The following is a 24,325-nucleotide window of genomic DNA, read 5'->3' on the forward strand; positions in this document are numbered from 1 at the left end:
TTGCAGGAATTCATGAACGCGCCCCTGATCGACCCTTTCGGCCGGCATGTCAGCTATCTCCGGGTTTCCGTGACCGATCGCTGCGACATGCGCTGCGTCTACTGCATGGCCGAGGACATGGTGTTCCTCCCAAAGCCGGAGGTGCTCACGCTGGAGGAGCTCTCCAGGTTGTGCGGCGCGTTCATCAAGCTGGGCACCCGCCGGATGCGGGTCACCGGCGGCGAGCCTCTGGTCAGGCGCGGCATCGAGGATTTCCTGCACGAACTCGGCAGCTGGCTGGGACGGCCGGACGGCCAGCCGGGTCTCGACGAGGTGACCATCACCACCAATGGCAGCCAGCTTCAGCGCTTTGCGTCGATCCTGCGCAAGGCCGGCGTGACTCGGGTCAATGTCAGCCTGGACACGCTGGATGCCGATCGGTTTCGCGCCATCACCAGGCTCGGGCGGCTCGAGCGCACCCTCGAGGGCATCGAGGCCGCACGGTCCGAGGGGCTGGGCGTGCGGGTCAACATGGTGGCGATGCGCGACACCAACGAGGACGAGATCGACGCCATGGTCGCCTGGTGCGGGCAGGTCGGTGCCGATCTGTGCCTGATCGAGACCATGCCGATGGGCGATACCGGCGAGGATCGCACCGACCGGTATCTGCCGCTGTCGCTTGTGCGGGCGAGGCTGGAACGCCGCTGGACGCTGCAGGACATCCCGTACCGGACCGGCGGCCCGGCGCGCTACGTGCACGTCGCCGAGACCGGTCGGAGGCTCGGCTTCATCACGCCGATGACCCATAATTTCTGCGAGAGCTGCAACCGGGTGCGGCTGAGCTGCACCGGAACCCTCTATATGTGCCTCGGCCAGGACGACGCGGCTGACCTGCGCCGGCCGCTCCGCGCCGGTGTCAGCGACCTCGAGCTGATGGGCGAGATACGCGAGGCGATCACCCGCAAGCCGAAGGGCCACGACTTCCTGATCGACCGCGAGAACACCAAGGGGGTCGCGCGCCACATGAGCACGACCGGAGGCTGAGGCCGCTTCAGTAGCCGTGCGGCGTCATCAGGGACGCGGGCGGGGTCGCCAGGGCCGGCTTGGCATTGGCCGATGGTGCGGACGCGGGGGCCAGCACCGGGCTGGCGGCGCAGCCGGAGAGAGCCAGGCTGGCCACGAGGCCGGCTGAAACGAGAAGCGCCCGGGCGGCGCGGCAGATCTGGCGAAACATCGAAACATCCTCAAGAACCATGCGCGGCCGGACCTAGCATGCCCCGGGGCCGGCCGGTATCGGGCGGCAGGAACTGCGTGTTCAGGAATCCGAGGGCGGATCGGGCATCGCGTTGAGCGCGTCCTCGAGCCTGACGGTGAACTGGCCCGGCTTCAGGGGCTTCGGCTGATCCGGCGATGGGGCCCAGCCGGTCATCATCGCGAGCTTCAACGGCATCGCAATCCTGCCATCCTCGCCCTGCGGCAATCGGCCCAGCGTACCGGCGAACAGCGCGCCCGGCGGGATCCTCCGGTCGCGCAACGCCACTGCATTGGCTTCACCGGCCGCACGCAGGTCGTTCAGCAACGCCAGCGGATTGGCGTAGCTGAGGTGGATCTCGTCGGAATCGGCGACCGGCAGCGCGAAGCCCGCCCGCTGCAGCAGCGATGCGCAGTCCCGGAGCTCCGGAAACGGCGAGATCCGCGCGGACGCACCGCCGAGCAGGTCGGCCTCGGCGCCGAGCAGGGCTGCACGAAGCGGGGCCAGGGTCGGCAGGATCGGCATCGAGGCCAGCAGCAGCCCGTCCGGTCGCAGCGCCCGCCGAAGCTGGATCAGCGCGCCGGGCAGGTCGTTGACCCAGTGCAGCGATACGTTGGCGACGATCAGGTCGAAGCTCCCCGGCGCGAACGGCAGCCATTCCTCGTCGGCGGCAACTGCCAGCCCGCCGTTGCGCGCAGCCATACGTGCCGAGAGGTCGCAGGAGACGGTCTCGATCCCGCGCGCCCGCAGCATGGGTGCGACCACGCCGCGGCCACCGACATCGAGGGCCCTGGCGAAGCGATGCTTGATGTCGTCCAGCCGGTCCAGCAGCCGCGTCGCCGCGTCGGCTAGGATATCGGACACGCTGTCGACACTGGCATGGGCGCGATCGCGATGCAGCCGCACCGCGTTCCGGTCGAAGATGACGCTCTCGTCCATGTGGGTTCCAGCCGCCTTGTTGACGGTCTGGCATGTGCGCCCGGCACCGGCGTCTGCCAACCCCGGTGCAGCCTCCCGAATTCACACTGACCTCGCTTGCGGTAATGGGCGACAAGTCCGACACTCGTTTCGGGTCCGAACCGACGATCGGCATCGGGTGCCACCGGGAGGCGTGATCGTGTCCATGCAGGGTTTCGCCATGCGCACCGGCTTCCATGCCGGCCGGGCTATTCTGGACCTGCTGCTGCCATCGCATTGCCCGACCTGCGATACGGTGGTGGATGCGGCTGGCCGGTTCTGCACCGAATGTTTCCGCAAGGCTGCGCTGATCATGGCGCCATGCTGCGTGCGCTGCGGCATCGCGTTCGAAAGCGCCGGCGCAGCTGGCCTGTCATTAAGCTGCCATGACTGCCTGAACGAGCCGCCGCCGTGGCGTCACGGACGAGCCGCCTTCACCTATGACGAGTTCTCCCGCCGGCTCGTGCTGCCGTTGAAATATAACGATCGCACCGAGAACGCGGCCGTGCTGGCCACACACATGCTGCGGGCCGGCCGGAGCCTGCTCGACGCCTGCGACCTGCTGGTGCCGGTGCCGTTGCACCGAAGGCGCCTGTTCAGCCGGCGCTACAACCAGGCGGCGCTGCTGGCCAGGGCGCTCGGGCGGCTGGCCGATCGGGCGGTGCTCGTCGATGCACTGGTCAGGCTGCGACCGACGGCACCGCTGGTAGGCCAGACCCCGGCGGAGCGACGGCTGGCAGTGGCGGATGCGATCGGCCCGAAGTTCAACCGGGTGAAGTCGTTCCGGGGGCGCCACGTGCTGCTGGTCGACGACGTGCTGACCACAGGGGCAACGGCGAGCGCCTGCACCAACGCGCTCCTTGCGGCCGGCGCGGCCTCGGTGGACGTGCTCGCCGCAGCACGTACGGTGCGCGATCTGCGCTGAACCGCGATCGAGACATGTCCGGCCTCTTGTCAGCGCAGCATGCGCGCACGATTCTGCAGGAAGGCCTGTGACTCCCCCAGGCGATGGCTGGATGCAGAGAATGGCCGAGATCGAGATCTACACCCAGTATGGCTGCCCCTATTGCACGCGGGCCGTGGCATTGCTGACCAGCAAGGGCGCCGCGTTCCAGGAGATCAAGGCGCCGAACGGCTCGCCCGAGCGGGCAACATCGGTACAGCGCTCCGGCGGCCGCACCAGCGTGCCGCAGATATTCATCGACGGACGCCATATCGGCGGGTGCGACGACCTGATGGCGCTGAACGCGAAAGGTCAGCTCGACCCGTTGCTGCAGGCCGCCTGATCGATAACCGGACCGCGCGATGATTCATTACCAGCTTCGTTGCCGGACCGGACACGAGTTCGAGGGATGGTTCCGCGACAGCGTATCGTTCGAGCTGCAGTCGGAGACCGGGCTCCTGACCTGCCCGAACTGCGGCACGACCGCGGTCTCTCGTGGCCTGATGGCGCCTGCCGTGCGGACCAGGCGAGCGTCCGAGCCTGCCCCTCCGGCGTCCGGTGGCATTCCGGCCCAGGCGGTCGTGCCGTCGCTTCAGGTGCAACAACCGCAGGCCGGGAGCGAGGCCGCGTTGCCCGACGAGATGCGCGCGATGCTGCAGCGGATCCGGGTCCAGGTGGAACGCGATTGCGACAATGTCGGCGACGCGTTCGCGGCCGAGGCCCTGCGCATGCATCGGGGCGAGGCGTCGGTGCGGGGGATCTACGGCAATGCCAACGAGGATGACCGCGAGGCCTTGGCCGACGAGGGCATCCAGGTCATGCAGATCCCATGGCTGAAGCCCGCCGAAGGCTGAGCATGCAGCCGTGGCTGGTGTCGTGCCTGGCCGGACTGGTGATCGGTGTAGCGGTCGTTCCGGCTCATGCGGAACCACCCTTGCCGGCATCCGCCGTGCTCGGGCGATGGCTGACCAGCGACGGGGATGGCGTATTCCAGCTGGAGCGTTGCGGCCCGGCGCTCTGCGGCTGGCTGGTCGGCATGCGCTATACCGGAACGATGCCGCTGGACGTCTGGAAGCGCCCGCAATGCGGCATGTCGCTGCTGAGCGGCTTCGAGCCCGGCGACGAACCGGGTCGCTGGAACGGCAGGATTCTCGATCCGGATAACGGCCGCACCTACCAGGCGGAGATATGGTCGCCGGCGCCGGACGTACTCAAGCTGCGGGGCTACCTGCTGATGCCGATGTTCGGCGAAACCCAGGTCTGGAGCCGGTATCGCGGAACGATCGGTCCCGCCTGCAAGCTGCCCGGTTGAGCGGTCAGCCGTTGGTCAGCGCCACGATGTAGTTGACGCCAAGGCGTCGGCTCTCCCGCCAGCTCCTGGGGGGCGCCGGCACCATTCCGGCGACATCCACCACACGCAGGCCGGCGGATGCCGCGAAACGCCCGAGTTCGGCGGGGGTGATGAACCGGTTCCAGTCGTGCGTGCCTGCCGGAAGCAGCTTCAAGACGTATTCGGCGCCGATCTTGGCCATGGCCAGCGACTGCCAGGTCCGGTTCAGGGTCGAGAGCACGACGATGCCGCGTGGCTGGAGCAGCCCGGCCAGCAGGCCGAGGAAGGCGGCGGGATCGGTGACATGCTCGATCACCTCGAGTGCGGTGATCGCATCGAAGCGCTGGCCTTCGGCCAGGAGCGCCTCGGCGCTGGAGGTACGGTAGGCGAGGGCGCCGGTCACCGGATGCAGGACCGCATGGGCATGCGCCGCCTCGATCGCCTCGGCCGAGGCATCCACGCCGAGCACGTCGTAGCCGAGATCGGCCAGTGCCTCGCTGGCCAGCCCGGCGCCGCAGCCGATATCGAGCAGCCGGACCGCCCGGTCCGGATGCAGGGTCTGCAGCGGTGCCAGGTGGCGGTCGGCCCAGGCCACGCGCAGCGGGTTCATCTCGTGCAACGGCCGCATCGGCCCGCGTGGGTCCCACCACCGGGCGGCGAGGCGGCCGAACCGGGCGATCTCCTCCGGTGATACCGAGGCCGAAACCCGGGCACCGTCTTGATCGGGCATCGAACTGTCTGCTTGCATGTTGCTGCCTCCGTCCCAGGAAGCTATGTGAGCCGCCTGCCTTGCGCCGGCAATGCCGACGCGTTCCCTGCCGGGCCCCGCTCTCGAACCCGTACTCTCGCGTCCCTGGAGATCCTCCGTTCATGGCCCGCATCGTGATGAAGTTCGGCGGCACGTCGGTGGCCGATCTCGACCGCATCCGGTCCGTGGCAGCGCGGGTCAAGCGTCAGGTCGACCTGGGTGACGAAGTGGCGGTCGTGGTGTCGGCGATGTCGGGCGTCACCAACCAGCTCGTCGGCTACTGCCAGTCGCTGTCGCCGCTGCACGATGCGCGCGAATACGATGCCGTGGTGGCGACCGGCGAGCAGGTGACCAGCGGGCTGCTGGCGATCGCCCTGCAGGCTATCGGTGTTGAGGCCCGCTCCTGGCACGGCTGGCAGGTGGCGTTCCGGACGGATGGCGCGCATGGCAAGGCCCGGATCGAGGCGATCGAGGCCGGGCAGCTGATCGCCAGGATGCAGGCCGGCCAGGTGTCGGTGGTGGCGGGGTTCCAGGGTATCGGCCCGGACAACCGCATCACCACGCTTGGCCGCGGCGGCTCGGACACGTCGGCGGTGGCGCTGGCCGCGGCCTTGAAGGCCGATCGTTGCGACATCTATACCGATGTCGACGGCGTCTATACGACCGACCCCCGGATCGTGCCCAGGGCGAGACGGCTGGACAAGATCGCCTACGAGGAAATGCTGGAACTGGCGTCGGTCGGTGCCAAGGTATTGCAGACCCGCTCGGTCGAGCTGGCGATGAAGGAGCGGGTGCGGATCCAGGTGCTGTCGAGCTTCGTCGATGGTCCGGCGCCCTACGAGGACGGAACGGACAGCCTGCTCCCCGGCACGCTGGTGGTTGACGAGGACGAGATCGTGGAAAAGGAAATTGTCGCCGGGATCGCCTACTCGCGCGACGAGGCGAAAATCACCGTGCGCAAGGTGCCGGACCGGCCCGGAGTTGCGGCGGCGGTGTTCTGGCCGCTGTCCGAGGCGCACGTGAACGTCGACATGATCGTCCAGAGCACCGGCTCCGACGGCACCACCGACATGACCTTCACCGTCGGCAAGTCGGACCTGGCGCTGGCGATCCGGGTGCTGGAAGCGGCGCACGGCGACATCCAGTACGGCGAGATGCTGACCGATGCGGACGTGGCCAAGATCAGCGTGGTCGGTGTCGGCATGCGCAGCCATGCCGGGGTGGCGAGCACCATGTTCCGTACCCTTTCGGATCGCTCGATCAATATCCAGGTTATCTCCACCAGCGAGATCAAGGTCAGCGTGCTGATCGGCGCCGACTACACCGAACTCGCGGTTCGTGCCCTGCATAGTGCCTATGGCCTGGATGTCTCCTGACATGAATATCACCGACCCCGCCTACGTTGCCGCACGCGCCGAACTCGACCTCCTCTGGGCGCGGGGCACCGCGTTCCTCGGCAGCCGGGTGGCGATCCTCGGCGGCGCGATGAGCTGGGTCAGCGAGCGGAACCTGGTCTCGGCCATCTCCAATGCCGGCGGGTTCGGGGTGATCGCCTGCGGTGCGATGGGCCCGGCGCTGCTCGAGGCCGAGATCGCCGCCACCAAGGCACTCACCGACAAGCCGTTCGGCGTCAACCTGATCACCATGCATCCAAAGCTCGACGACCTGATCAAGGTCTGCGTCGCGGCAGGGGTGACCCACGTGGTCCTGGCCGGCGGCGTGCCGTCCGGCTCGGCGATGCGGGCGCTCAAGGATGGCGGCGCCAAGGTGATCGGCTTCGCGCCGGCGCTGGTGCTCGGCAAGCGGCTGATGAAGCTGGGCGCCGACGCGCTGGTGATCGAGGGCTCCGAGGCGGGCGGCCATATCGGGCCGGTCTCGCTGACCGTGCTGGCGCAGGAAGTGCTGCCGCATCTGCGCGACCTGCCGATCTTCGTAGCCGGTGGGCTCGGCCGTGGCGATGCGATCCTCGGGCTACTGGAAATGGGCGCCGCCGGAGCGCAGCTCGGCACCCGCTTCGCGGCATCCACCGAAAGCGTCGCGCATGCCCGGTTCAAACAGGCGTTCGTCCGCGCATCCGCCCGCGATGCGCTGCCGTCGGTGCAGCTCGACGAGCGTTTCCCGGTGATCCCGGTGCGCGGCCTGGTCAATGACGGCACCAAGCGGTTCCTGGTGCATCAGGCGGAGACGCTCCGCCGGTTCCAGAGCGGCGAGCTGACCAAGGAAGCGGCACAGCTCGATATCGAGCATTTCTGGGCCGGATCGCTCCGCCGCGCGGTGGTGGATGGCGATATTGAGGGCGGGTCGGTGATGGCGGGCCAGTCGGTCGGCATGGTGACGTCGATCCAGCCGATTGCCGAGATCCTCGAGGAGCTGGTCGGGCAGGCGGTGCAGGCCCTGATGCGGCGCCAGCCGCAGGGTGCGGGAACGGGTTTGCCGCAGCGGGTCGACGCAGCGTCTCCGCAGGCGGCTTGAACGGTCATGCGAAGGCCGCGCGTTTGAACAGGACCGGCACCGGATCCTGCTCTACTGTCCCGCCAACCGAGGCGGGACGATGACCACGATAGAACAGGCCGATCAGTCCCGACCCGGCATCGTCGATACCAGCAAGTTGCCTGTCGGGGCTGCCCTCAGGATGAAGCGCGAGCAGCTCGGCTGGATGCTGCCTGACGTCGCCGCCTGGCTTCGGATCAAGCTGTCGTATCTCGAGGCGCTGGAGAGCGGACAGGTCGGGAAGCTGCCCGGGAACACCTACGCGCTCGGCTTCCTGCGCGCCTATGCCGGCATGCTCGGCCTAGATGCCGAGGATATCTCCCGGCGGTTCCGGCACGAGACGAAGGACATCAACCGCAAGCCCGAGCTGGCCTTTCCCGCGCCGGTGCCGGAGCGGGGCGTTCCCGCCGGGGCGGTGCTGTTGCTGGGCGCGGTGCTGATCGCCGGCGCCTACGTCGCCTGGTACGAGTTCACCGGGCACGAGCAGGTCCAGCCGCACGACGTGCCGCCGGTGCCGACGGCGATGCTGCCCGGTGCCCCATCCAAGGTGCCCGCCGCTTCGCCCCAGGTGGCTACGGTCATGCCCGGACCAAATCAGGTTCCGTCGCCGCTGCCGCCGTCCGCCGCAGACGACGCGCCCGCGACGCAACCGCCCGTTTCAGCCGAGGCGTCCAGGCCGGCCATGGCCGAGCCGGTCCCGGCAGCACCTCCCGCGGCCAAGACTGTGCCACTACCCGCGCCGGTTCCGGTTGCGCCGCCCGCGGCCGCACCGGCCGTCGCACCGCCGCCCGCCGCCGTGACGGTCCCGGCCGGGATCCCCGGCCAGATCACCCTGAAGGCGCTGGCGACAAGCTGGGTGCAGGTGCGCCAGGTGGGCGGCAAGGTGCTGTACGACCATGTGCTGCAGCCGGGCGAAAGCTGGGCGGTACCGGCCGACGCGGGCGCGGTCACGCTGACGACCGGCAATGCCGGCGGCCTGACGCTGATGGCCGACGGCACCACCACCCCCGTCCTCGGCCGCAACGGCGCGGTCCGTCGCAACATCCCGCTCGACGCGTCCTCGATCCGGGATGGTTCGATCGCGACCGACTCCGTGGCACCCAAGGTGGCCAAGCCGGTTCCCGCGTCCAACTGAGCCCGACCTTCGGTGTGCTTGCAGGTGCACCGGTGGAACGCCATGTCGTTCATGTCACGGCAGCGGCACTGGCTCTGGTCAATCAGGCCCGATCCTGGCAGGAAGCGGGCTCGCGCATGGTGCCTTGTCGCCGACGCCGTGCAGCGAAGGCCCAGCGGCAGACGCCACACCGACGCCTGGACCTCGCTTGGATGGCCCGGGCGCGTCAGGGGAGCAGATCACATGAGCTACCGTCCGTATCAGCAGATCGAACGCCGCAAGTCGCGCCAGATCCATGTCGGGCGCGTGCCGGTCGGGGGCGATGCGCCGATCACCGTGCAGACCATGACCAACACGCTCACCACCGACGCACAGGCGACGATCGCGCAGATCCGCCTGTCCGAGATCGCCGGCGTCGACATCGTCAGGGTGTCCTGCCCGGACGAGGAGAGCACCGCGGCCCTGGCCGAGATCGTTCGCGAAGTGAACGTCCCGATCGTGGCCGACATCCATTTCCATTATAAGCGCGCGATCGAGGCCGCCCGTGCGGGTGCCGCCTGCCTGCGCATCAATCCCGGCAATATCGGCTCGCCCGAGCGGGTCCGCGAAGTGGTGAATGCCGCCCGCGAGCATGGCTGCTCGATCCGCATCGGCGTGAATGCCGGCTCGCTGGAGCGGCACCTGCTGGAGAAGTACGGCGAGCCGAACCCCGAGGCGCTGGTCGAGAGCGCGCTCGAGCACGCCAAGATCCTGCAGGATCTCGATTTCCACGAGTTCAAGATCAGCGTGAAGGCGTCCGACGTGTTCATGGCGGTCGCCGCCTACCAGCAGCTCGCCGACGTGTGCGACCATCCGCTGCATATCGGCATCACCGAAGCCGGCGGAAAGCGCGCCGGCACCGTGAAGAGCTCGATCGGCCTCGGCAACCTGCTCTGGGCCGGGATCGGTGACACCATGCGTGTCTCGCTGTCGGCCGAGCCCGCCGAGGAGGTCCATGTCGGCTGGGACATCCTGAAGTCGCTGGGCATCCGCCATCGCGGCGTGAAGATCATTTCCTGCCCGTCCTGTGCCCGCCAGGGCTTCAACGTCATCCAGACGGTGGCCACTCTCGAGGAGCGGCTCGCGCATATCGAGACGCCGATCACCCTGTCGATCATCGGCTGCGTGGTGAACGGGCCCGGCGAGGCGCTGATGACCGATATCGGCGTGACCGGCGGCGGCTCCGGCCGTCACATGGTCTATGCGTCCGGCAAGCAGGACCACACCATGCCCGCCGAGGCGATGGTCGAGCACATCGTCGAGCTGGTGACCGAGAAGGCCGCGATATTCCAGGCCGAGATCGATGCCAAGAAGGCCCTCGATGCCGCGGCGGCCTCGCGCGTCTCGGCGGTCCTGGCCGCGGAATAGCAGAAAGCCGGTCATGGACGCCCTGCAGCCGGTACGCGGCACCCGCGACCTCATCGGCGAGGATCAGCGCAGGCATGCGCACGTCGTCGACACTGCCCGCCGCATTGCCGGACTGTATGGCTTCGACGAGTGGAGCATGCCGATCTTCGAGGATACGCGGGTGTTCTCGCGCAGCCTCGGCGAGACCTCCGACGTCGTGTCCAAGGAGATGTACAGCTTCACAGACCGGGGCGGCGACGGCATCACCCTGCGTCCCGAGGGTACTGCCGGGGTCTGCCGCGCGCTGGTCAGCAACGGGTTGACCCAGTCGCTGCCGCAGAAGGTGTTCTATGCCGGCCCGATGTTCCGCTACGAGCGGCCGCAGAAGGGCCGCTACCGGCAGTTCCACCAGATCGGCGCGGAGCTGATCGGCCCCGGCGAGCCGCTGGCCGACGCGGAGGCGATCGCCCTCGGGCGCGACATCCTGGCGGCGCTGGGCATCGTCGACCAGACCGTGCTGGAGCTGAACACGCTCGGCGACGCCGAAAGCCGGGATTCGTGGCGCCAGGCACTGGTCGGGTATTTCACCGAGATGAGCGGGCAGCTTTCCGAGGACAGCCGCGCCCGCCTGGAGCGCAATCCACTGCGCATCCTGGACAGCAAGTCGCCGTCCGACCAGGCGCTGGTGGCCGATGCGCCGCTGATCGAGGCGTTCCTCACGCCGGCGGCCCGCACGTTCTGGGACGGGCTGCGGTCCGCGCTGGACGGGTTCGGGGTGGCCTACCGGGTCAACCCGCGCATCGTTCGCGGCCTTGACTATTACAGCCACACCGCCTTCGAGTTCGTGACCACCAACCTCGGCGCGCAGGGCACCGTGCTGGCCGGTGGGCGATACGACGGCCTGGTGGCCGACATGGGCGGCCCGCCGACACCGGCGATCGGCTGGGCAGCCGGGATCGAGCGGCTGTCGATGCTGCTGCCGGCCTCGCCGATAGCCGCGGTGCCGGTCGCGGTGGTGCCGGTGGGCGACGCGGCACTTCCGGCGGCGGTGGATGTGATGCAGGCGCTGCGACAGGCCGGCATCCGGACCGAGATGAGCTACCGCGGCAATGTCAAGCGCCGCATGGAGCGCGCCAACCGGATCGGCGCCGGCTTCGCGGTGATCCTTGGCGAGGAGGAGGTGGCGCGCGGTGTCGCCCAGGTGAAGGATCTGGCCCAGGGCACGCAGCAGGAGGTGGCGCTCGGCGCCGTCGCCGCGCACATCGCATCCGTCCGACCGGCATAAGATCGCACCATGAGTTTCGATGACCGGCTCGATCGCATCGTCGGGCGATCCGACGAGCTGCAGAACATGCTGTCGAGCGTCCTGTCCGGCGACGCCTTCAACAAGGCCTCGCGCGAATATGCCGACCTGGGTTCGCTGGTCGAGCGGATCGGCGCCCTGCGTCAGGCCGAGCAGGACGCGCGCGACGCCGAGGCTATGATGGCCGATCCGGACATGCGCGAGTTGGCCCAGGCCGAGCTCGACGGACTTCGCGAGCGGCTGCCGGGGCTGCGGCACGAGATCCGGCTGGCCCTGCTGCCGAAGGACGAGGCGGACGCCCGCAGTGCCATCCTGGAGATCCGTCCGGCCGCCGGCGGCGACGAGGCCGGGCTGTTCGCGGCCGAGCTGTTCGACGCCTATAGGCGGTTTTCGGACCTGCATGGCTGGCGCTTCGAGATCCTGGAGTTCGACGAGAGCGAGCTCGGCGGGCTGCGCGGCGCGATCGCCAACATCAACGGGCGCGACGTCTTCGCCCGGCTGAAATACGAAAGCGGCGTGCATCGTGTGCAGCGCGTGCCGACCACGGAGACGCAAGGGCGCATCCATACCTCGACCATCACCGTGGCGGTGCTGCCGGAGGCGGAGGAGGTCGACGTTACGGTGAACGAGAGCGACCTGCGCATTGATGTCTATCGCGCGTCCGGTGCCGGCGGCCAGCACGTCAACAAGACCGAGAGCGCGGTGCGCATCACCCATCTGCCGACCGGCATCGTGGTCGCGATGCAGGAAGAGCGCAGCCAGCACAAGAACCGCGCCAAGGCGATGAAGATCCTGCGCGCCCGGCTGTATGAAGCGCAGCGTGCGCAACTGCATTCCACGCGCGCCGCCGATCGGAAAAGCCAGGTCGGCACCGGCGATCGCAGCGAGCGGATCCGCACCTATAATTTCCCGCAGGGTCGGGTATCGGATCATCGCATCAACATGACGCTCTACAAGATCGACCGCGTCATGCAGGGCGAGTTCGACGAGTTCATCGATGCGCTCACGTCGGAGGAGCAGGCGGCTCGACTGGCCCAGGAAGACTGAGACCAACCAGGCGTCACGCTTCGGCAGGGGCTTTCATCGCGCTTGATGCGCCGAGGCGCATCCGGAACCAGCGATCGGCAGGCGACGACAGAAGCCGGTCGACCAGCCGGCCAAGGCACGGGTCAGGTAGATCTCGTGCAACGCTTTCCGTCAGGAGCAGCATGCTTCCGCTTCCGAGCATTCGATAGACAGCGTCCTCCCACAGGAAAAACCCGGCAAGGCAGGCCGTCGCGAGATATCCGGCTGCCATGGCAAGACGGCTATCGTCTCGACCCGGCATTTTCGAGACCAGCAATGCCTTGCAGACGCCCATCGAGATTGCGGAGATCCCGGGAAGATAGGCTTTCTCCCGCCAGATTTCGGAGCATGTGCGATGACGTGCAGTAGAAGCGGCAACGAAAGTGCCAGTGCTGCAAACAGGATCGTCTGTAACATCCAGTATCGCCCAACCAGCAGGCATACCAGCGGGAAGCCGAGATGGAACACCTCCTCGACCGACAGCGACCACGTCACGTCCCATCCACCCGGCAGGGAGCCGGTGTGTCCTTCATACCAGTTCAGGTGGAATGCGAATGCCGCCAGGATAGCGCGTGGCAATGACTGGTCGGCACGGGTGATCACGTAGTTGGACACCCCGCTTGGATCGAGCGATGCGAGAACCGCGACGAGCAGGACAAGACACGGAAGAATCCGTGCCGCACGCCGGATATAGAAAATCCTCGGATCGAGACGAGCGAGGCTGGTCCAGCGCCTGATCGAGTTGGTTGCGATCAGGAAGCCGGAGACGACGAAGAAAACGAACACCGCTTCGTAGCCGTCCGAGCTTAGCCCGATCAGGAATCGCTTCGGCAGGATTGCCGACAGGCTGGTCTGCATCACCGGGATCCTGAGGGACGTGTGATGGATGACGACCAGAACGATCGAGATCCCGCGGATGAGGTCGATCCCCACGTTCCTGCCGGCAGGATGGTCGGTTCCAGGCGGGCGAAACGACATGAGTGGCCTTGGGGATCGGACGACAGGCGACAGTGATCACATCGACGGGCCCGCACGTCCAACGGTCATTGGACAATCGCCTCCGCGTCTGCAACCAGCATTACGCGGCCCTGGATCGGGCCGGTCGCTACCTGATCGGAGTTCGGCGTGATCACGCTTGCCGCCATTGCTGCCGGGTTCTGCCTGTTCACGACGATGGTGCATCTGGTGAGCCTGGCGGTCGTCAGCGTCAGGTGCCGCGAGCGGCCGGACCGGCTCGCCGCCTCCGCGGGTGCGCCTCCGGTGACGATCATCCGGCCGGTCTGCCGCATCGACAACTTCGAGCGCGAGACGCTGGCCTCCACCTTCGCGCTCGACTATCCGGACTACGAGATCGTCTTCTGCGTGGCACGCGCCGACGATCCGGTCGCCGCCATCGTCCACGAGCTCATGGCCGAACATCCCGGTGTCCCGGCGCGGCTGCTGGTCGGCGAGGACCGGCGCAGCTCGAACCCCAAGCTGAACAACGTGCTCAAGGGATGGGATGCCGCCCGCCATCGCTGGATCATCATGGCCGACAGCAACGTGCTGATGCCGCCCGACTACGTGCAGCGCCTGATGCGGCGCTGGCGGCGGGATACCGGGCTGGTCTGTTCGATGCCGATCGGCTCGCGGCCCGGCAATTTCTGGGCGTCGCTCGAATGCGCGTTCCTCAACACCTTCGAGGCGCGCTGGCAGTATGTCGGCGAGACCCTCGGGTTCGGCTTCGCCCAGGGCAAGAGCATGCTGTTCGAGCGCGGCGTGGTCGATCGCGCGGGCGGGTTGCTGAGGGCGCTCGGCAGCGAGGCGGCCGAGGATGCGGCGTTCACCAGGCTGATCCACGAAGCCGGCCTGCGCGTGCACCTGGTCGATACACCGTTCGAGCAGCCGCTCGGATGCCGGACGTTCGCCGAGGTCTGGGGCAGGCAGCGCCGGTGGGCGACGCTTCGGCGCACGACCTTCCCGCTCATGTTCGCGCCCGAGATCCTGACCGGCGCCTTGTTCCCGATCCTGGCCGGGATCTACGCGGCGCGAGCCGACGGCCATAGCGAGACGCTGGCGGTGGGCCTGCTCTGTGTCCTGTGGTTCGGTGCCGAGGCCCTGCTGGCGCGGTCGGCGGGGTGGCATTTCCCGGCGCGGATGCTGCTCGCCTGCGTCGTGAGGGATGCGCTCGTGCCGGCACTCTGGGTCGAGGGCTGGCTACGCCATGAGTTCAACTGGCGCGGCAACGAGATGGATAGCCGCCGGCCGCACGGCGATGAGGTCGATGCCGGCTGAGGAAGCGCCGGTGCCTATGAAACCGGTGCGGCGCAGGACGAGGAACGACCGGGCTGGATATCGACGGCGGTCGGGTCGGTCGGGTCGGCCAGGTAGAACAGGCTGAAATTCTCGGCACTCAGGGCGGCGAATACATGGCCCTCCGGCTGGTGCAGCACGCCCTGGCCACTGACCTCGTGGATTTCCGGCGCGCCGGCATGGTTGCGGATGGTGATCTCGCCGCACAGCACGTACTGGTGCGCGGTACCCTGGCCGGCGACGTCCGCGACTTCGACCGGCATGCTGGCCTGGGTGGTGCGGTCGTCGAGCCGGAATGTGCCGACCAGCGTGCCATCGACGTAGAGACGACTGATTTCGCTGATCTCCTGGCTCGCCTTGCCATCCACCACGGTGAACCCGACGGCGTGTGCGTCGCCGAGGAGCAGCCGCAGGCAGACCAGCGGGCCCAGGACGAGAATCGAGCGGAGGTGAGGATGTCGCATCATGAGATCGCCAGGATAGTTCAGCCTTGAGCTAAGGAGGATCAACATGACGCAGCGATTGGCAAGCGATCTCCTGGCCGAGGCGGAGCGTGCACTGGCGGATGCGGGGATCGGCCAGCCGCGGCGGGAGGCACGGTGGCTGCTCGCGCACGCACTCGGTCTGGAGCCGGCCGGGCTGCTGGGGCTGGGCCGTCACGCACCGGTCGAGGCCGACGCGTTCGTGCAGCTGGTGCGACGGCGTTCCGCACGCGTGCCGCTCGCCTACCTCACCGGGCGGCAGGGCTTCTGGACCCTGGACCTGGCCGTGTCGGACGCCACGCTGATCCCGCGGGCAGACAGCGAGACGCTGATCGAGGCGCTGCTGCAGGCGAGGCAGGACCGCGGCCAAGTGCGCCGCATCCTCGATCTCGGCACCGGCACCGGCTGCCTGCTCCTGGCAGCACTGGCCGAATATCCGCAGGCCTGGGGGGTCGGCATGGACCTGTCCGAGGCGGCGGCCAGGCTTGCGTCGCGGAATGCCGCCGGCAACGCGCTGGCGGACCGCAGCGCCTTCCTGTGCGGCGACTGGGCCGATGCTGTCGGACTGCCGGGCGGGGGGTTCGACGTCGTCCTGAGCAACCCGCCTTATATCCCGCATGACGATATCGCGACCCTGATGCCAGAGGTGGCGGTACACGAGCCGATGCAGGCGCTCGACGGCGGCGATGACGGGCTGGCGGCCTACCGGCTGCTGATGCCGATCCTGGCACGGCTGTTGGCCCCGGCCGGCCTCGCGGTGCTGGAGATCGGGATCGGTCAGGCAACTGACGTTTCACGGCTTGGAACGGAGGCCGGACTGGCAACCGTTGCAGTCCGCGCGGACCTTGGCGGAGTCGACCGGGCCGTGCTGCTCACCCGGACCTCGTAAAAAAGGTTTGGCAGGGACCGTGTCCATCGCTACGGTCCCGATCGCGCCATGCCGGGCATGACGATTCCTGTCACCTTAATCAACATGAACGATACGGGATCGCTGGCGTGCGCCGCCGGTGGGTAGACTGGTCAGATGACGGACGATCCCCTGGATCGTCTGTGGACCGGTCGCCGGGCCGGCCAACTGGCAGACGACACGGCGCCATGGGGCGCCACGGGCAGCCATGGGACCATCCTGGCTCGGGCCGCCTGCTCCCAAGGATCGGACAGCGTACGGGGTAACCATCCCCACGGTATTCGGGCGTCCGGAACCGCGATCAGGAAAGTGCTGTGACAAACTAATGAACATGAAACGCATGCGTGGCCGCAACCATCGTCCGGGAGGCGGCGGCAGTGGCGGCAGCACCCCGATCCGCCACAATACCGGGCAGATCCCGCTCAACCGGAACCATGTCTTCGACAGCAATGGTCCCGACCTGCGCATCCGGGGTACGGCCCAGCAGCTTTTCGAGAAGTATCTGCAGCTCGGTCGCGACGCGACCAGCTCGGGCGACCGGGTCATGGCGGAAGGATACTTCCAGCATGCGGAACATTATTTCCGCATCCTGAACGCGATCGCCCAGGCGACGCAGCAGAGCCAGGCCAACCAGCAGCAGCCGCATCACAACCAGCGGAACAACCGCCAGCACTCCGAGGGCGGCGAGCAGCAGGACGATCGCAACGGTGGCGAGCAGCCGCCGATGGCGAACGGTCCGGCCGAGCAGGTGATGCAAGAGGAACATCGGTCCCAGCCCGAGTTCTCGTCCGCCGACAACTAGAGCCGTCCCCGATCGTGCCGCGGCTCGATCGGGACCGCGGGCTGGACCGACGGGCTGGGGATTGTGTCCGTGTCGCCTCGGCCGGACAGTCCTAGCCCGGCGATCTCCCGGGGAACGGGGTATCCGGGCGCATCGGAGCGGCTGGCCCGCCAGCGGCGTCTTCCATCATGATGCGTGTCTGGGGCAGTGCGTCCGGACAGGTCGTCTGCAGGAACAGCAGCATCCTCTCCCGCACGAAGCAGCGCAGGTCCCAGGTCTGGGGGGCGTTGCGGCCGCTGACCAGCATGCGCAGCTCGACCGTGTCCTGCTTCATGTCGCTGACCTGCAGGTTCACCACGTTGCCGTCCCAAAGCGGGGTCTCCAGCACGATCTCGTTGAGGTGCGTGCGCAGCAGGTCCACCGGCACCCGGTAGTCGAGATAGAAGAACACCGATCCGATCAGCGACGCCGACTGGTGGGTCCAGTTCTGGAACGGCTTCTCCAGGAAGTAGGCGATCGGCAGGATCATCCGGCGCCAGTCCCAGAGCCGGACCACCACGTAGGTCGAGGTGATCTCCTCGATCCAGCCCCATTCGCCCTCGACGATCACCGCGTCCTCGATCCGGATCGGCTGGGTGATGGCGATCTGCACGCCGGCGATCAGGTTGGTGAGCAGCGGCCTGGCGGCGAGACCGACCACCAGCGAGGCTGCGCCGGCGGAGGCGAACAGGCTCAGCCCGTACTGCCGGACCGGTTCGAAGGTCATCAGCGCGGCCGAGATGGTGAACACGAACAACAGCAGGTCGGCGGCGCGTTTCAGGATGCGTATCTGCGTGACGTGCTTGCGCGCCAGCAGGTCGTCCCCCTCGCCGGTCTCGAAGCGGGCCAGGTAGAGCGTTGCGGACACCCTGATGGCGAGCGCCGCGGTCCAGCCGAGCAGAAGCACGAATGCCACCAGCAGGACCTGTCCCAGCGTGGTGAAGGCCCGGGACGACAGGCCGGCGGCAGGCAGCGACGACCCGACCGCGACCACGACCACCAGCACCCGCAACGGCCGCCGGACCTCGGTCGCGAAGGTGCGGAAGAACTCGCGCCTGGGACCGGGTATGCGCAGGAACAGGTTCACCAGCACCCGGCTGCCGAACAAGGCGAGGCCGCCGGCCAGGATCAGGACCAGCGCGGATGCCAGGGGCGCCGGGGCCCAGTCGAACCAGTCGTGAACGGTGCCGATGATGTCGAGGAAATGGTGTCGCATAAGTCTCCGATGCTTGAACTGGTGAGTGCCTGGCCAGCGCCGTGCCATGTCGACCAGGCCGGGCCAACCTCCGGACCCGAGCCCGGCGCCGTTGACTTGACCCTGCCATCTTTGTATCCCACCGCTCCCGGCGCGATGGCGGCGTAGCTCAGCGGTAGAGCAGGAGAATCATAATCTCTTGGTCGGCGGTTCAAATCCGTCCGCCGCTACCAACGTGCCGGGTTCTTATCAGACACTTACCCGATAATGCTGCGCCGCACCATTGGTGCGTTTAGCAGTCGAGAATTTTCGGTTTAGCACTCGGCGTTCTGTTCATGTTCCGTTGCTGGTGCCGCTCCACCTTGCGGGCTGCACCCTTGGCACGGGTCTTCTGCTCGGCCTCACGGACGTATCGGCTGACCATGTTCGAGGTCGTGTGGCCGGTCACCGACATGATCTCGCGCTCACTGCACCCGGCCTCGGCCATCCATCGCGCGGCCGTGGCTCGGAGCCCATGGGTAACTAGGCCCTCCAGTCCAGCGTCCTTGATCGCCTTCGCCATCAGGTGCCGGAAATGGTCGAGCATCCACGGCTTGCCGTCCGGTCTGGTTAGGATGGTGGTGGCCGTCTTCGGTGCCGAAGAGAGGGCGACCCGGGCCCGGGCGTGCAGCGGCACCCAGACCTTCGCGCCGGTCTTCAGCTGCACGACCTCAACCGCGGAGCCGTCGAAGGCGGCCCAGGTCATCGCCACAAGGTCCTGGCCGCGTTGACCAGTCCCAACCGCCAGCAGGATCGCTAGACGGACCTGCGCGGGCGTTGTCTCGGCGTTGAGCACCTGGTCGAGCTCGACGTCGGTCCAGGACCGATATCCGACACCCGTCTTCAGCCGCTTCGGTCGTAGAGCAGGGTTGTCTTTCCGCCAGCCGCGGTCGACCGCCCAGCTCAGAAGTAGCGACAGGACCGCGACCATTCGGTTAGCCCGGCTCGGCGTCTTGACCGGAGGCGCACCTTCCACGCTCGGCTTGAAGGCGTACCTGTCTCGCAGGGCGAACACGAATTCGCGCGGCAGCGTCTTGACCGGCAGGTGGCCGAACAACCCCTCGAGCGGCTTCATCGCCTTCTCGTAGTCGCGCTTCGTGCTCGCCTGCTTCTCCGACCACTCCGGCGACTTGCGGTAGGCAATGATCAGCGCCCGCATCGACCCCGGCAGAACGCCGGCTGCGGTGGCTGCCTTGGCGTCAGCTGCCTGGGCGGCCGCATGCATGTCCTCATACGCTCGTAGGAACGCCGGCTCACCCGGGTAGCCCGGGATGCGCCGCCGCAGCTTGCCACGGCGGTAGTAATAGTAGATCCGACCTTTGACCGCGATTGCGTCGAGGTATGGGAGATCGATCAGCGCCATCTAACCAAGCGCTCGCAACCACTCGTTTCCAGACTCTGCCGGTAGCCGACCAGCGAGCCGCTCAACGTAAGTATCCAGGTCGTCGATCAGCCACGCCTTTCGGCCAGGCGTCAACCGGAATGGCTGGGGCGCCCGATGCGCGCTCACCTCGATGCGCCAGGTCGACACGCTCAGGCTGACATAGCTGGCAGCCAACTCTTCGCTCAGCGCGCGCGGCCAGCCTGGCAGGCGATCAGCCATCGCACCGATCCTCCTCGCACTCGCAGCTATAGTGGTCGATCGCGGCGAATCGGTCGGCCTGGGTGCGCGACGTGATGTCGAAGCCCGCCTGGTGCAGCTCGTTCAGGATCAGGCTCGCGTCGTGGGCGGTGTGGCCGCTGGCTTGGATCAGTGCGGCGACGCGGGGATCGGGTGTGGTCATGGCCATTTCCCCGGCACACGGAGGCGAGTGCCCGCGTCGTAAGCGCCCATGACTGCGAAGAAGATGGCGAGATTCCACCACCACTGCATTCCCGGGAACGCATGGTCGACACACCAAGCAATCGCGGTTCCGCCGCTTATTCGCAGGACGGCGCTTGCTACTCTGCGAGAGGTCATGCGCCGGGCTCCCCATCCTGGCCGGTCGTGGCTGGTGGCGCGGGCACCTTTTGTCTCGGCATCCAATGCGTCCAACCGTGCCCTCTGATTTCGGCCATTGCATAAGCGGGCGATACGAAGTCCGTCAGATTGCTCCCAACCCAAATCAACGAATGGTCATCGGGACACGTCTCGATCGGCCGCCACCCGCTCGGCGCAGCGGCGTCGGCTGCGGTGCGTGTGTTCCACATTGCTACCGGCGAACAAACATCGGTTCCGGCGCACTTCATTGGATCACCAGAACAAGTCGCCTGAGCGGTTCCGTTGAAACGGAACGTCTTTGCTAGGGAACCGCAGAAGGGGCAGGGCAGGAGCGCCACCCTCGGATCGGGCGCGGTCATGGCGTTACCTCGCGAGAAGATTGATTATCGAATGTAAGGTTCATTCTGCCGCAGCCTTCATCGGGGCTTGATCAAGAGCGTGCACATTGTTCGCCTGCGCCAAAAGGCGAGCCATTCGTTTTGGAACCGAGTTTCCAATCAGGAACATCGTCTCGGTCTTTGTCAGCCGGCGGCGAACACCGTCGATCTCGATCCACTCCGGCATCGAGAGTTCGTGGGCACGCGCCGCCTCCATCGGATCGAGCATCCGCATGCCGATGTCCTGGACGACACAGGGCGTTCCGCCGATCGTGGTCGTGACGACGCCGAACCGCGCCTTGGTCGACAGGGTGTCGAGCGGATCGTTTGCAGCCTGCGAGACGCCGCCTTGGCTGTAGTATTTGGTCATGAAGGCCGCGACGCAGGACACGTGCGTGCCGCCGCCGGCCGTCAGCGTCGGTACGGGTGCCTCGACATCGTTCGCCGTGCTCGTGCCTCGATGATGCGCCAGGAAGGCACCTGCGATCTGCTGCTGCGATCCCACAGTCGTCAGGGTCGATACCGGCGCATCCATGCGTACGCCGATCGCATTGAGGTTGTGCTGCGCCATCCATGCGGCGACCAGCGCATGCTTAGCGCCGCCGGCGACCTGCGTGCCGATCGGCTCATCGATGTCGAGTGCTCTCGGTGCCTGGCCAGATCGCTCGCCGTAACCGGTCTGGGCCATGAAGGCGGCGGTCAGGCCGATTGGGATCGCGCACCCCGCCCGCTTGCTGTGGCCGTTCGCAGTGACGGTCGCCAGCGGCTCTCGCACGTCGATGCCGGTAGAGTTTTGCCGGAACTTGGTCACATGCGGCGCGACAAGCGCCATCTCGCCGCGGTGCGCCGTCGTCACCGTGCGCAGTGGATCCGCCAGATCATAGATCCGCGGTGCGCCGGTATGAGTGATCGGCATCAGGAACGGGTTCGCATTATTCAGCACGAACTTCGCCATGCCGACCGCGATCCGCCGGTGGGTCGCATCTGCCAGCGGCTTCTTCCGCTCGAAGATGCTCGGCATCGGGATCGACCAGTCGATGATCGTGTGCGCGCCGACCCATGGCTCGAGCCCAAGTGCCGCAGCCTGGTCGCGAGGCGCATGCGTCCGGACTGGCCAGTCGATCGCGGCACCGTCGCAGCGCGCGACCGCGAACCAGCGGCGCCGACTAGTCGGCACGCCGAAGTCCGCGCAGCACAGGTCTCGATCCTCGTACGCATACCCGAGCTTGCGAATGGAGGAGACGAGATGCCGGAACGAGCGGCCCAGGTTCTTCGGATCCCGGCCGAGCTGCTGCTCGCGGACGGGCACGCGCTCGCCCTTCGCTGCGACCGAGCCGTCCATCTTGATGACGCGCCCCGTGGCCTTGTCGCGCTTGGCGATCAGCGGACCCCAGCCGCGAATCTCGCGGACGTTCTCCATCATCAGCACCGTGGGACGCATCTTGCCCATCCAGCGCAGCACCTGCCAGGGCAGCGACCGAACGCGGGCGCTGCGCGGTGCGCCGCCCTTGGCGACCGAGTGGTCCCGGCAATCGGGCGATGCCCACAGGATCTTCACCCTGCGGCCACCGGTGGCCTGGATCGGATCGACGTCGAAAATATCACCCTTCACATGCTTCGTGTGGGGGTGCACCGCGGCATGTGCTGCCAGTGCGACCGGGTTGTGGTTGTTCGCCACATGGACCGGGCACCCGGCCTCCTCCAGGCCGTCACACGCGCCGCCACGACCGGCGAACAGCACGACAGTGATCGCGGCATCCAACTCCCATTGCGGGAATATCCGTTTGGACTTTTGGTCGCGACTACGGTTGCTCATGCGCCCAAATCCCGAGAATTATCCGTATCGGGCGTTGTTGCTTTCGCAATCTGCGCAGTGATCGGGCTCGCAAGAGTCTTCCACGGATTGCTTTCCGCGCCCGATCCAGCGCATCCGCTCGCATGTTGAAAGTCCTCCATCACGCGAGAAACGATCTGCGGACGCCTGCAAATCCGGCAGCGAAGGTAATCGCCATCAAGCTCCCAGCGCGTCCCGAACTTTATGAGCTCCGGCTTGCTCATCCCCCGGCGCTCCCGTCATCGCTGGTCGGGGCAATGGGCCAATAATGTTCACACCCACGGTTAGTAATGTGGTGAAAATCGGACCATGACTGCCAATTCGAGGGACGCGTCCCCGATGCCTCATTGCGGTAGCAAGTCGAGCGGATCGGGCACGCGTTGTCCGCACACATGGATATGTCAGGCATCAGGCGCTCCCGTCATCGCTGGTGGGTGGGGTGGTGATCAGGGCGCGGATGGTATGGAGCGCATGGTCTGCTGTGAATGGACCATCGTTGCACAAACCTTCCCATGTTGCTGTTTTCCATGATCCCCACGGCGCGAAGTAGCAGTCTATGATTTCCTTGACGCGCTTTACGTCAACCTCACAGATCGCCGCTGCGCTGTCTGTGGTGGGTGCCTGGGGAGGGTGGGTGTAGAGCGAGATCACGGCCTCACCTTCCAACTGCCATTCTGCGGCTGTGATCGGATCGGTCGTGAAACTGTCCGCGTCCACTTCGGCATCTTCCAGCGTCCATGCGTAAGGCTTCTCCACGCTCGCGACTTCCTGCGCTGGCGATGCTGCCACCGTCTCTGCGGAGCGGGCGGCGTCGATGGCGGCGTCTAAGTCCTTTGCGTAATCGGATGGTGTGCGTCCAACCATCACTCCGAAGCCTGGGACGCCTTGATAGATAATCCGGTTATCACGCAGCCAACGATACCGAGCCGCATCCCGCACCACCGCATCGTCCGGCGCCGGGGAAGTGGCAGCGATCAGGGTTTGCTTCGGGCGCCAAGCCATGACCTCGCGCACTTGATCAACACACCAGCCCGCGTCGGGATGATAAGCGCAATCACAAATGATCGTGGACAGTCCTTCCCGGCCCGGAGCCAGGACCTCGACCACGGTGCCGTCCGCTGGAGCATCACGCAGATCGAGCCAGTCCGGCGCTGGGGGAGTGGCGGGATAGGCTGCGGCCATTTCGTGAAATACCGCGGTCATCAAGTTTTTGGCCCAGTCCGGCACTTCAGCCCATGTGATTACGTTTGCATTACTTGATGCGTAGTCAAATGCAGGAGCTACCCTTTCATAAGTCTCATGAAAGAGTTGTGCTCGCGCCGCCGCTTCAATCCGTTCCTGCTCGGTCATGGTGTTTTCTCCGGCTTGGTGCTGGTGATCAGGGCGCGGGCGCGGGTTCGAATGCTTTGTGCCAACCATGCAGCGGCTTCTTGATACGGCTTGCGTGGGCTTTCGGCTATCATTCGGTCGCACATGCGCGCCGCTTCCTCGAAGGCCTCCGCACGGATCGCCGCTCGCGTGTCGGGCGCCTGGGGAGGGTGGGCGCGCAATGCTGTGCACTCAGGTCCATTGCACGGCTCGTTGTTGTAGAAGCCTGTTCCGTCGCAAATCCAGCAGTTGCGCGCTGCGTCTTCCAGCGTCGGCCCATGCAGATCGGGCGAGGTGATGGTAGCCAATGCTGCGTCCCGACTAGATTTCCAGTCTTCAGTCTCACGCTCTCCGCTCGGGTATTCACTGTTATATCCCTCGCCAGAAGCTTCCCATCCAGCAAGGTATGCCGCTTCAAGCGCCGTCATCATCTCATCAGCCATAATTACCACCACCCAATCTG

At 66.8% G+C, this 24,325-nt stretch carries 27 protein-coding genes and 1 tRNA gene; 15 read left to right on the top strand and 13 right to left on the bottom strand.

Annotated features, from left to right (window positions below; genetic code table 11):
- The first annotated feature begins 12 nt into the window (after positions 1–12).
- Positions 13–1,023, top strand: a complete 1,011-nt coding sequence (gene moaA, locus HN018_RS06555) for a GTP 3',8-cyclase MoaA (protein ID WP_171834731.1) — start codon at positions 13–15, stop codon at positions 1,021–1,023.
- A gap of 7 nt (positions 1,024–1,030) precedes the next feature.
- On the opposite strand, the gene HN018_RS06560 is transcribed toward moaA, so the two are convergent.
- Positions 1,031–1,213, bottom strand: a complete 183-nt coding sequence (locus HN018_RS06560) for a hypothetical protein (RefSeq protein WP_171834732.1) — start codon at positions 1,211–1,213, stop codon at positions 1,031–1,033.
- Positions 1,214–1,294: 81 nt separating this feature from the next.
- Positions 1,295–2,170 carry a methyltransferase domain-containing protein gene (locus HN018_RS06565; protein ID WP_171834733.1) on the bottom strand — a complete coding sequence of 292 codons (876 nt, stop codon included), beginning with the start codon at positions 2,168–2,170 and terminating at the stop codon, positions 1,295–1,297.
- 184 nt (positions 2,171–2,354) lie between these two features.
- On the opposite strand from HN018_RS06565, the gene HN018_RS06570 reads away from it, so the two are divergent.
- The 4 genes from HN018_RS06570 to HN018_RS06585 all read left to right on the top strand — a co-directional run bounded on the left by HN018_RS06570 (position 2,355) and on the right by HN018_RS06585 (position 4,443).
- Positions 2,355–3,113 carry a ComF family protein gene (locus HN018_RS06570; protein ID WP_239479258.1) on the top strand — a complete coding sequence of 253 codons (759 nt, stop codon included), beginning with the start codon at positions 2,355–2,357 and terminating at the stop codon, positions 3,111–3,113.
- A 100-nt stretch (positions 3,114–3,213) separates the two neighbouring features.
- A complete protein-coding gene (gene grxC, locus HN018_RS06575) occupies positions 3,214–3,474 on the top strand; it encodes a glutaredoxin 3 (protein ID WP_171834734.1) in 261 nt (86 codons plus the stop codon).
- Positions 3,475–3,493: 19 nt separating this feature from the next.
- Complete coding sequence (locus tag HN018_RS06580; RefSeq protein WP_171834735.1) at positions 3,494–3,985, top strand: DUF1178 family protein; 492 nt, start codon at positions 3,494–3,496, stop codon at positions 3,983–3,985.
- Positions 3,961–4,443 carry a DUF2147 domain-containing protein gene (locus HN018_RS06585; RefSeq protein ID WP_171834736.1) on the top strand — a complete coding sequence of 161 codons (483 nt, stop codon included), beginning with the start codon at positions 3,961–3,963 and terminating at the stop codon, positions 4,441–4,443. The genes HN018_RS06580 and HN018_RS06585 overlap by 25 nt, the downstream gene beginning before the upstream one ends.
- Positions 4,444–4,447: 4 nt before the next feature.
- Here HN018_RS06585 and ubiG read toward each other — a convergent pair whose 3' ends face one another.
- On the bottom strand, positions 4,448–5,191 hold the full coding sequence (ubiG, locus tag HN018_RS06590) for a bifunctional 2-polyprenyl-6-hydroxyphenol methylase/3-demethylubiquinol 3-O-methyltransferase UbiG (RefSeq protein ID WP_239479092.1): 744 nt from the start codon (positions 5,189–5,191) through the stop codon (positions 4,448–4,450).
- Positions 5,192–5,331: 140 nt separating this feature from the next.
- Between ubiG and HN018_RS06595 the strand changes: the two genes are divergently transcribed.
- The 6 genes from HN018_RS06595 (at position 5,332) to prfA (ending at position 12,549) form a co-directional block, all read left to right on the top strand.
- Positions 5,332–6,585 (top strand): aspartate kinase, encoded by a 1,254-nt coding sequence (locus HN018_RS06595; protein ID WP_171834738.1) that lies wholly within the window; start codon positions 5,332–5,334, stop codon positions 6,583–6,585.
- 1 nt (position 6,586) lies between these two features.
- Positions 6,587–7,681: an NAD(P)H-dependent flavin oxidoreductase gene (locus HN018_RS06600; protein ID WP_239479094.1), complete on the top strand. Its 1,095-nt coding sequence runs from the start codon at positions 6,587–6,589 to the stop codon at positions 7,679–7,681.
- A gap of 79 nt (positions 7,682–7,760) precedes the next feature.
- The gene (locus tag HN018_RS06605) at positions 7,761–8,834 is read left to right on the top strand and encodes a helix-turn-helix domain-containing protein (protein WP_171834739.1); all 1,074 of its coding nucleotides are present in this window, start codon (positions 7,761–7,763) and stop codon (positions 8,832–8,834) included.
- A gap of 222 nt (positions 8,835–9,056) precedes the next feature.
- On the top strand, positions 9,057–10,220 hold the full coding sequence (gene ispG / locus HN018_RS06610) for a flavodoxin-dependent (E)-4-hydroxy-3-methylbut-2-enyl-diphosphate synthase (RefSeq protein WP_171834740.1): 1,164 nt from the start codon (positions 9,057–9,059) through the stop codon (positions 10,218–10,220).
- Positions 10,221–10,233: 13 nt separating this feature from the next.
- Complete coding sequence (gene hisS, locus HN018_RS06615; protein WP_171834741.1) at positions 10,234–11,484, top strand: histidine--tRNA ligase; 1,251 nt, start codon at positions 10,234–10,236, stop codon at positions 11,482–11,484.
- Positions 11,485–11,493: 9 nt separating this feature from the next.
- Positions 11,494–12,549 (top strand): peptide chain release factor 1, encoded by a 1,056-nt coding sequence (gene prfA, locus HN018_RS06620; protein WP_171834742.1) that lies wholly within the window; start codon positions 11,494–11,496, stop codon positions 12,547–12,549.
- A 150-nt stretch (positions 12,550–12,699) separates the two neighbouring features.
- Here prfA and HN018_RS06625 read toward each other — a convergent pair whose 3' ends face one another.
- A complete protein-coding gene (locus HN018_RS06625) occupies positions 12,700–13,545 on the bottom strand; it encodes an acyltransferase family protein (protein ID WP_171834743.1) in 846 nt (281 codons plus the stop codon).
- 147 nt (positions 13,546–13,692) lie between these two features.
- Here HN018_RS06625 and HN018_RS06630 point away from each other — a divergent pair, with 147 nt between their 5' ends.
- Positions 13,693–14,841, top strand: coding sequence for a ceramide glucosyltransferase (locus HN018_RS06630; RefSeq protein WP_204259693.1), 1,149 nt, complete (start codon positions 13,693–13,695; stop codon positions 14,839–14,841).
- A 14-nt stretch (positions 14,842–14,855) separates the two neighbouring features.
- On the opposite strand, the gene HN018_RS06635 is transcribed toward HN018_RS06630, so the two are convergent.
- Positions 14,856–15,326 carry a hypothetical protein gene (locus tag HN018_RS06635; RefSeq protein ID WP_239479096.1) on the bottom strand — a complete coding sequence of 157 codons (471 nt, stop codon included), beginning with the start codon at positions 15,324–15,326 and terminating at the stop codon, positions 14,856–14,858.
- Between the two features lie 43 nt (positions 15,327–15,369).
- Here HN018_RS06635 and prmC point away from each other — a divergent pair, with 43 nt between their 5' ends.
- Together prmC and HN018_RS06645 are read left to right on the top strand one after the other, a co-directional pair.
- Complete coding sequence (gene prmC / locus HN018_RS06640; protein WP_171834744.1) at positions 15,370–16,230, top strand: peptide chain release factor N(5)-glutamine methyltransferase; 861 nt, start codon at positions 15,370–15,372, stop codon at positions 16,228–16,230.
- Positions 16,231–16,573: 343 nt separating this feature from the next.
- Positions 16,574–17,050: a DUF4167 domain-containing protein gene (locus HN018_RS06645; RefSeq protein ID WP_171834745.1), complete on the top strand. Its 477-nt coding sequence runs from the start codon at positions 16,574–16,576 to the stop codon at positions 17,048–17,050.
- A 91-nt stretch (positions 17,051–17,141) separates the two neighbouring features.
- On the opposite strand, the gene HN018_RS06650 is transcribed toward HN018_RS06645, so the two are convergent.
- Positions 17,142–18,284 carry a mechanosensitive ion channel family protein gene (locus HN018_RS06650; RefSeq protein WP_171834746.1) on the bottom strand — a complete coding sequence of 381 codons (1,143 nt, stop codon included), beginning with the start codon at positions 18,282–18,284 and terminating at the stop codon, positions 17,142–17,144.
- A gap of 137 nt (positions 18,285–18,421) precedes the next feature.
- Here HN018_RS06650 and HN018_RS06655 point away from each other — a divergent pair.
- Positions 18,422–18,496 (top strand) — tRNA-Met (locus tag HN018_RS06655).
- A gap of 59 nt (positions 18,497–18,555) precedes the next feature.
- On the opposite strand, the gene HN018_RS06660 is transcribed toward HN018_RS06655, so the two are convergent.
- The 7 genes from HN018_RS06660 to HN018_RS06690 form a co-directional block, all read right to left on the bottom strand.
- Positions 18,556–19,665, bottom strand: a complete 1,110-nt coding sequence (locus HN018_RS06660; protein WP_171834747.1) for a tyrosine-type recombinase/integrase — start codon at positions 19,663–19,665, stop codon at positions 18,556–18,558.
- Positions 19,666–19,905 (bottom strand): helix-turn-helix transcriptional regulator, encoded by a 240-nt coding sequence (locus HN018_RS06665; RefSeq protein WP_171834748.1) that lies wholly within the window; start codon positions 19,903–19,905, stop codon positions 19,666–19,668.
- Positions 19,898–20,086 (bottom strand): hypothetical protein, encoded by a 189-nt coding sequence (locus tag HN018_RS06670; protein ID WP_171834749.1) that lies wholly within the window; start codon positions 20,084–20,086, stop codon positions 19,898–19,900. Before HN018_RS06670 ends, HN018_RS06665 begins: the two co-directional genes overlap by 8 nt.
- A 596-nt stretch (positions 20,087–20,682) precedes the next feature.
- Positions 20,683–22,476 (bottom strand): DNA cytosine methyltransferase, encoded by a 1,794-nt coding sequence (locus HN018_RS06675; protein WP_204259694.1) that lies wholly within the window; start codon positions 22,474–22,476, stop codon positions 20,683–20,685.
- Positions 22,473–22,718: a hypothetical protein gene (locus HN018_RS06680; protein WP_171834750.1), complete on the bottom strand. Its 246-nt coding sequence runs from the start codon at positions 22,716–22,718 to the stop codon at positions 22,473–22,475. Before HN018_RS06680 ends, HN018_RS06675 begins: the two co-directional genes overlap by 4 nt.
- 184 nt (positions 22,719–22,902) lie before the next feature.
- Positions 22,903–23,844, bottom strand: coding sequence for a hypothetical protein (locus HN018_RS06685; protein WP_171834751.1), 942 nt, complete (start codon positions 23,842–23,844; stop codon positions 22,903–22,905).
- Positions 23,841–24,305: a hypothetical protein gene (locus tag HN018_RS06690; protein WP_171834752.1), complete on the bottom strand. Its 465-nt coding sequence runs from the start codon at positions 24,303–24,305 to the stop codon at positions 23,841–23,843. Before HN018_RS06690 ends, HN018_RS06685 begins: the two co-directional genes overlap by 4 nt.
- Positions 24,306–24,325 lie beyond the last annotated feature (20 nt).

The organism is Lichenicola cladoniae (assembly GCF_013201075.1).
Taxonomy (GTDB): Bacteria; Pseudomonadota; Alphaproteobacteria; order Acetobacterales; family Acetobacteraceae; genus Lichenicola; species Lichenicola cladoniae.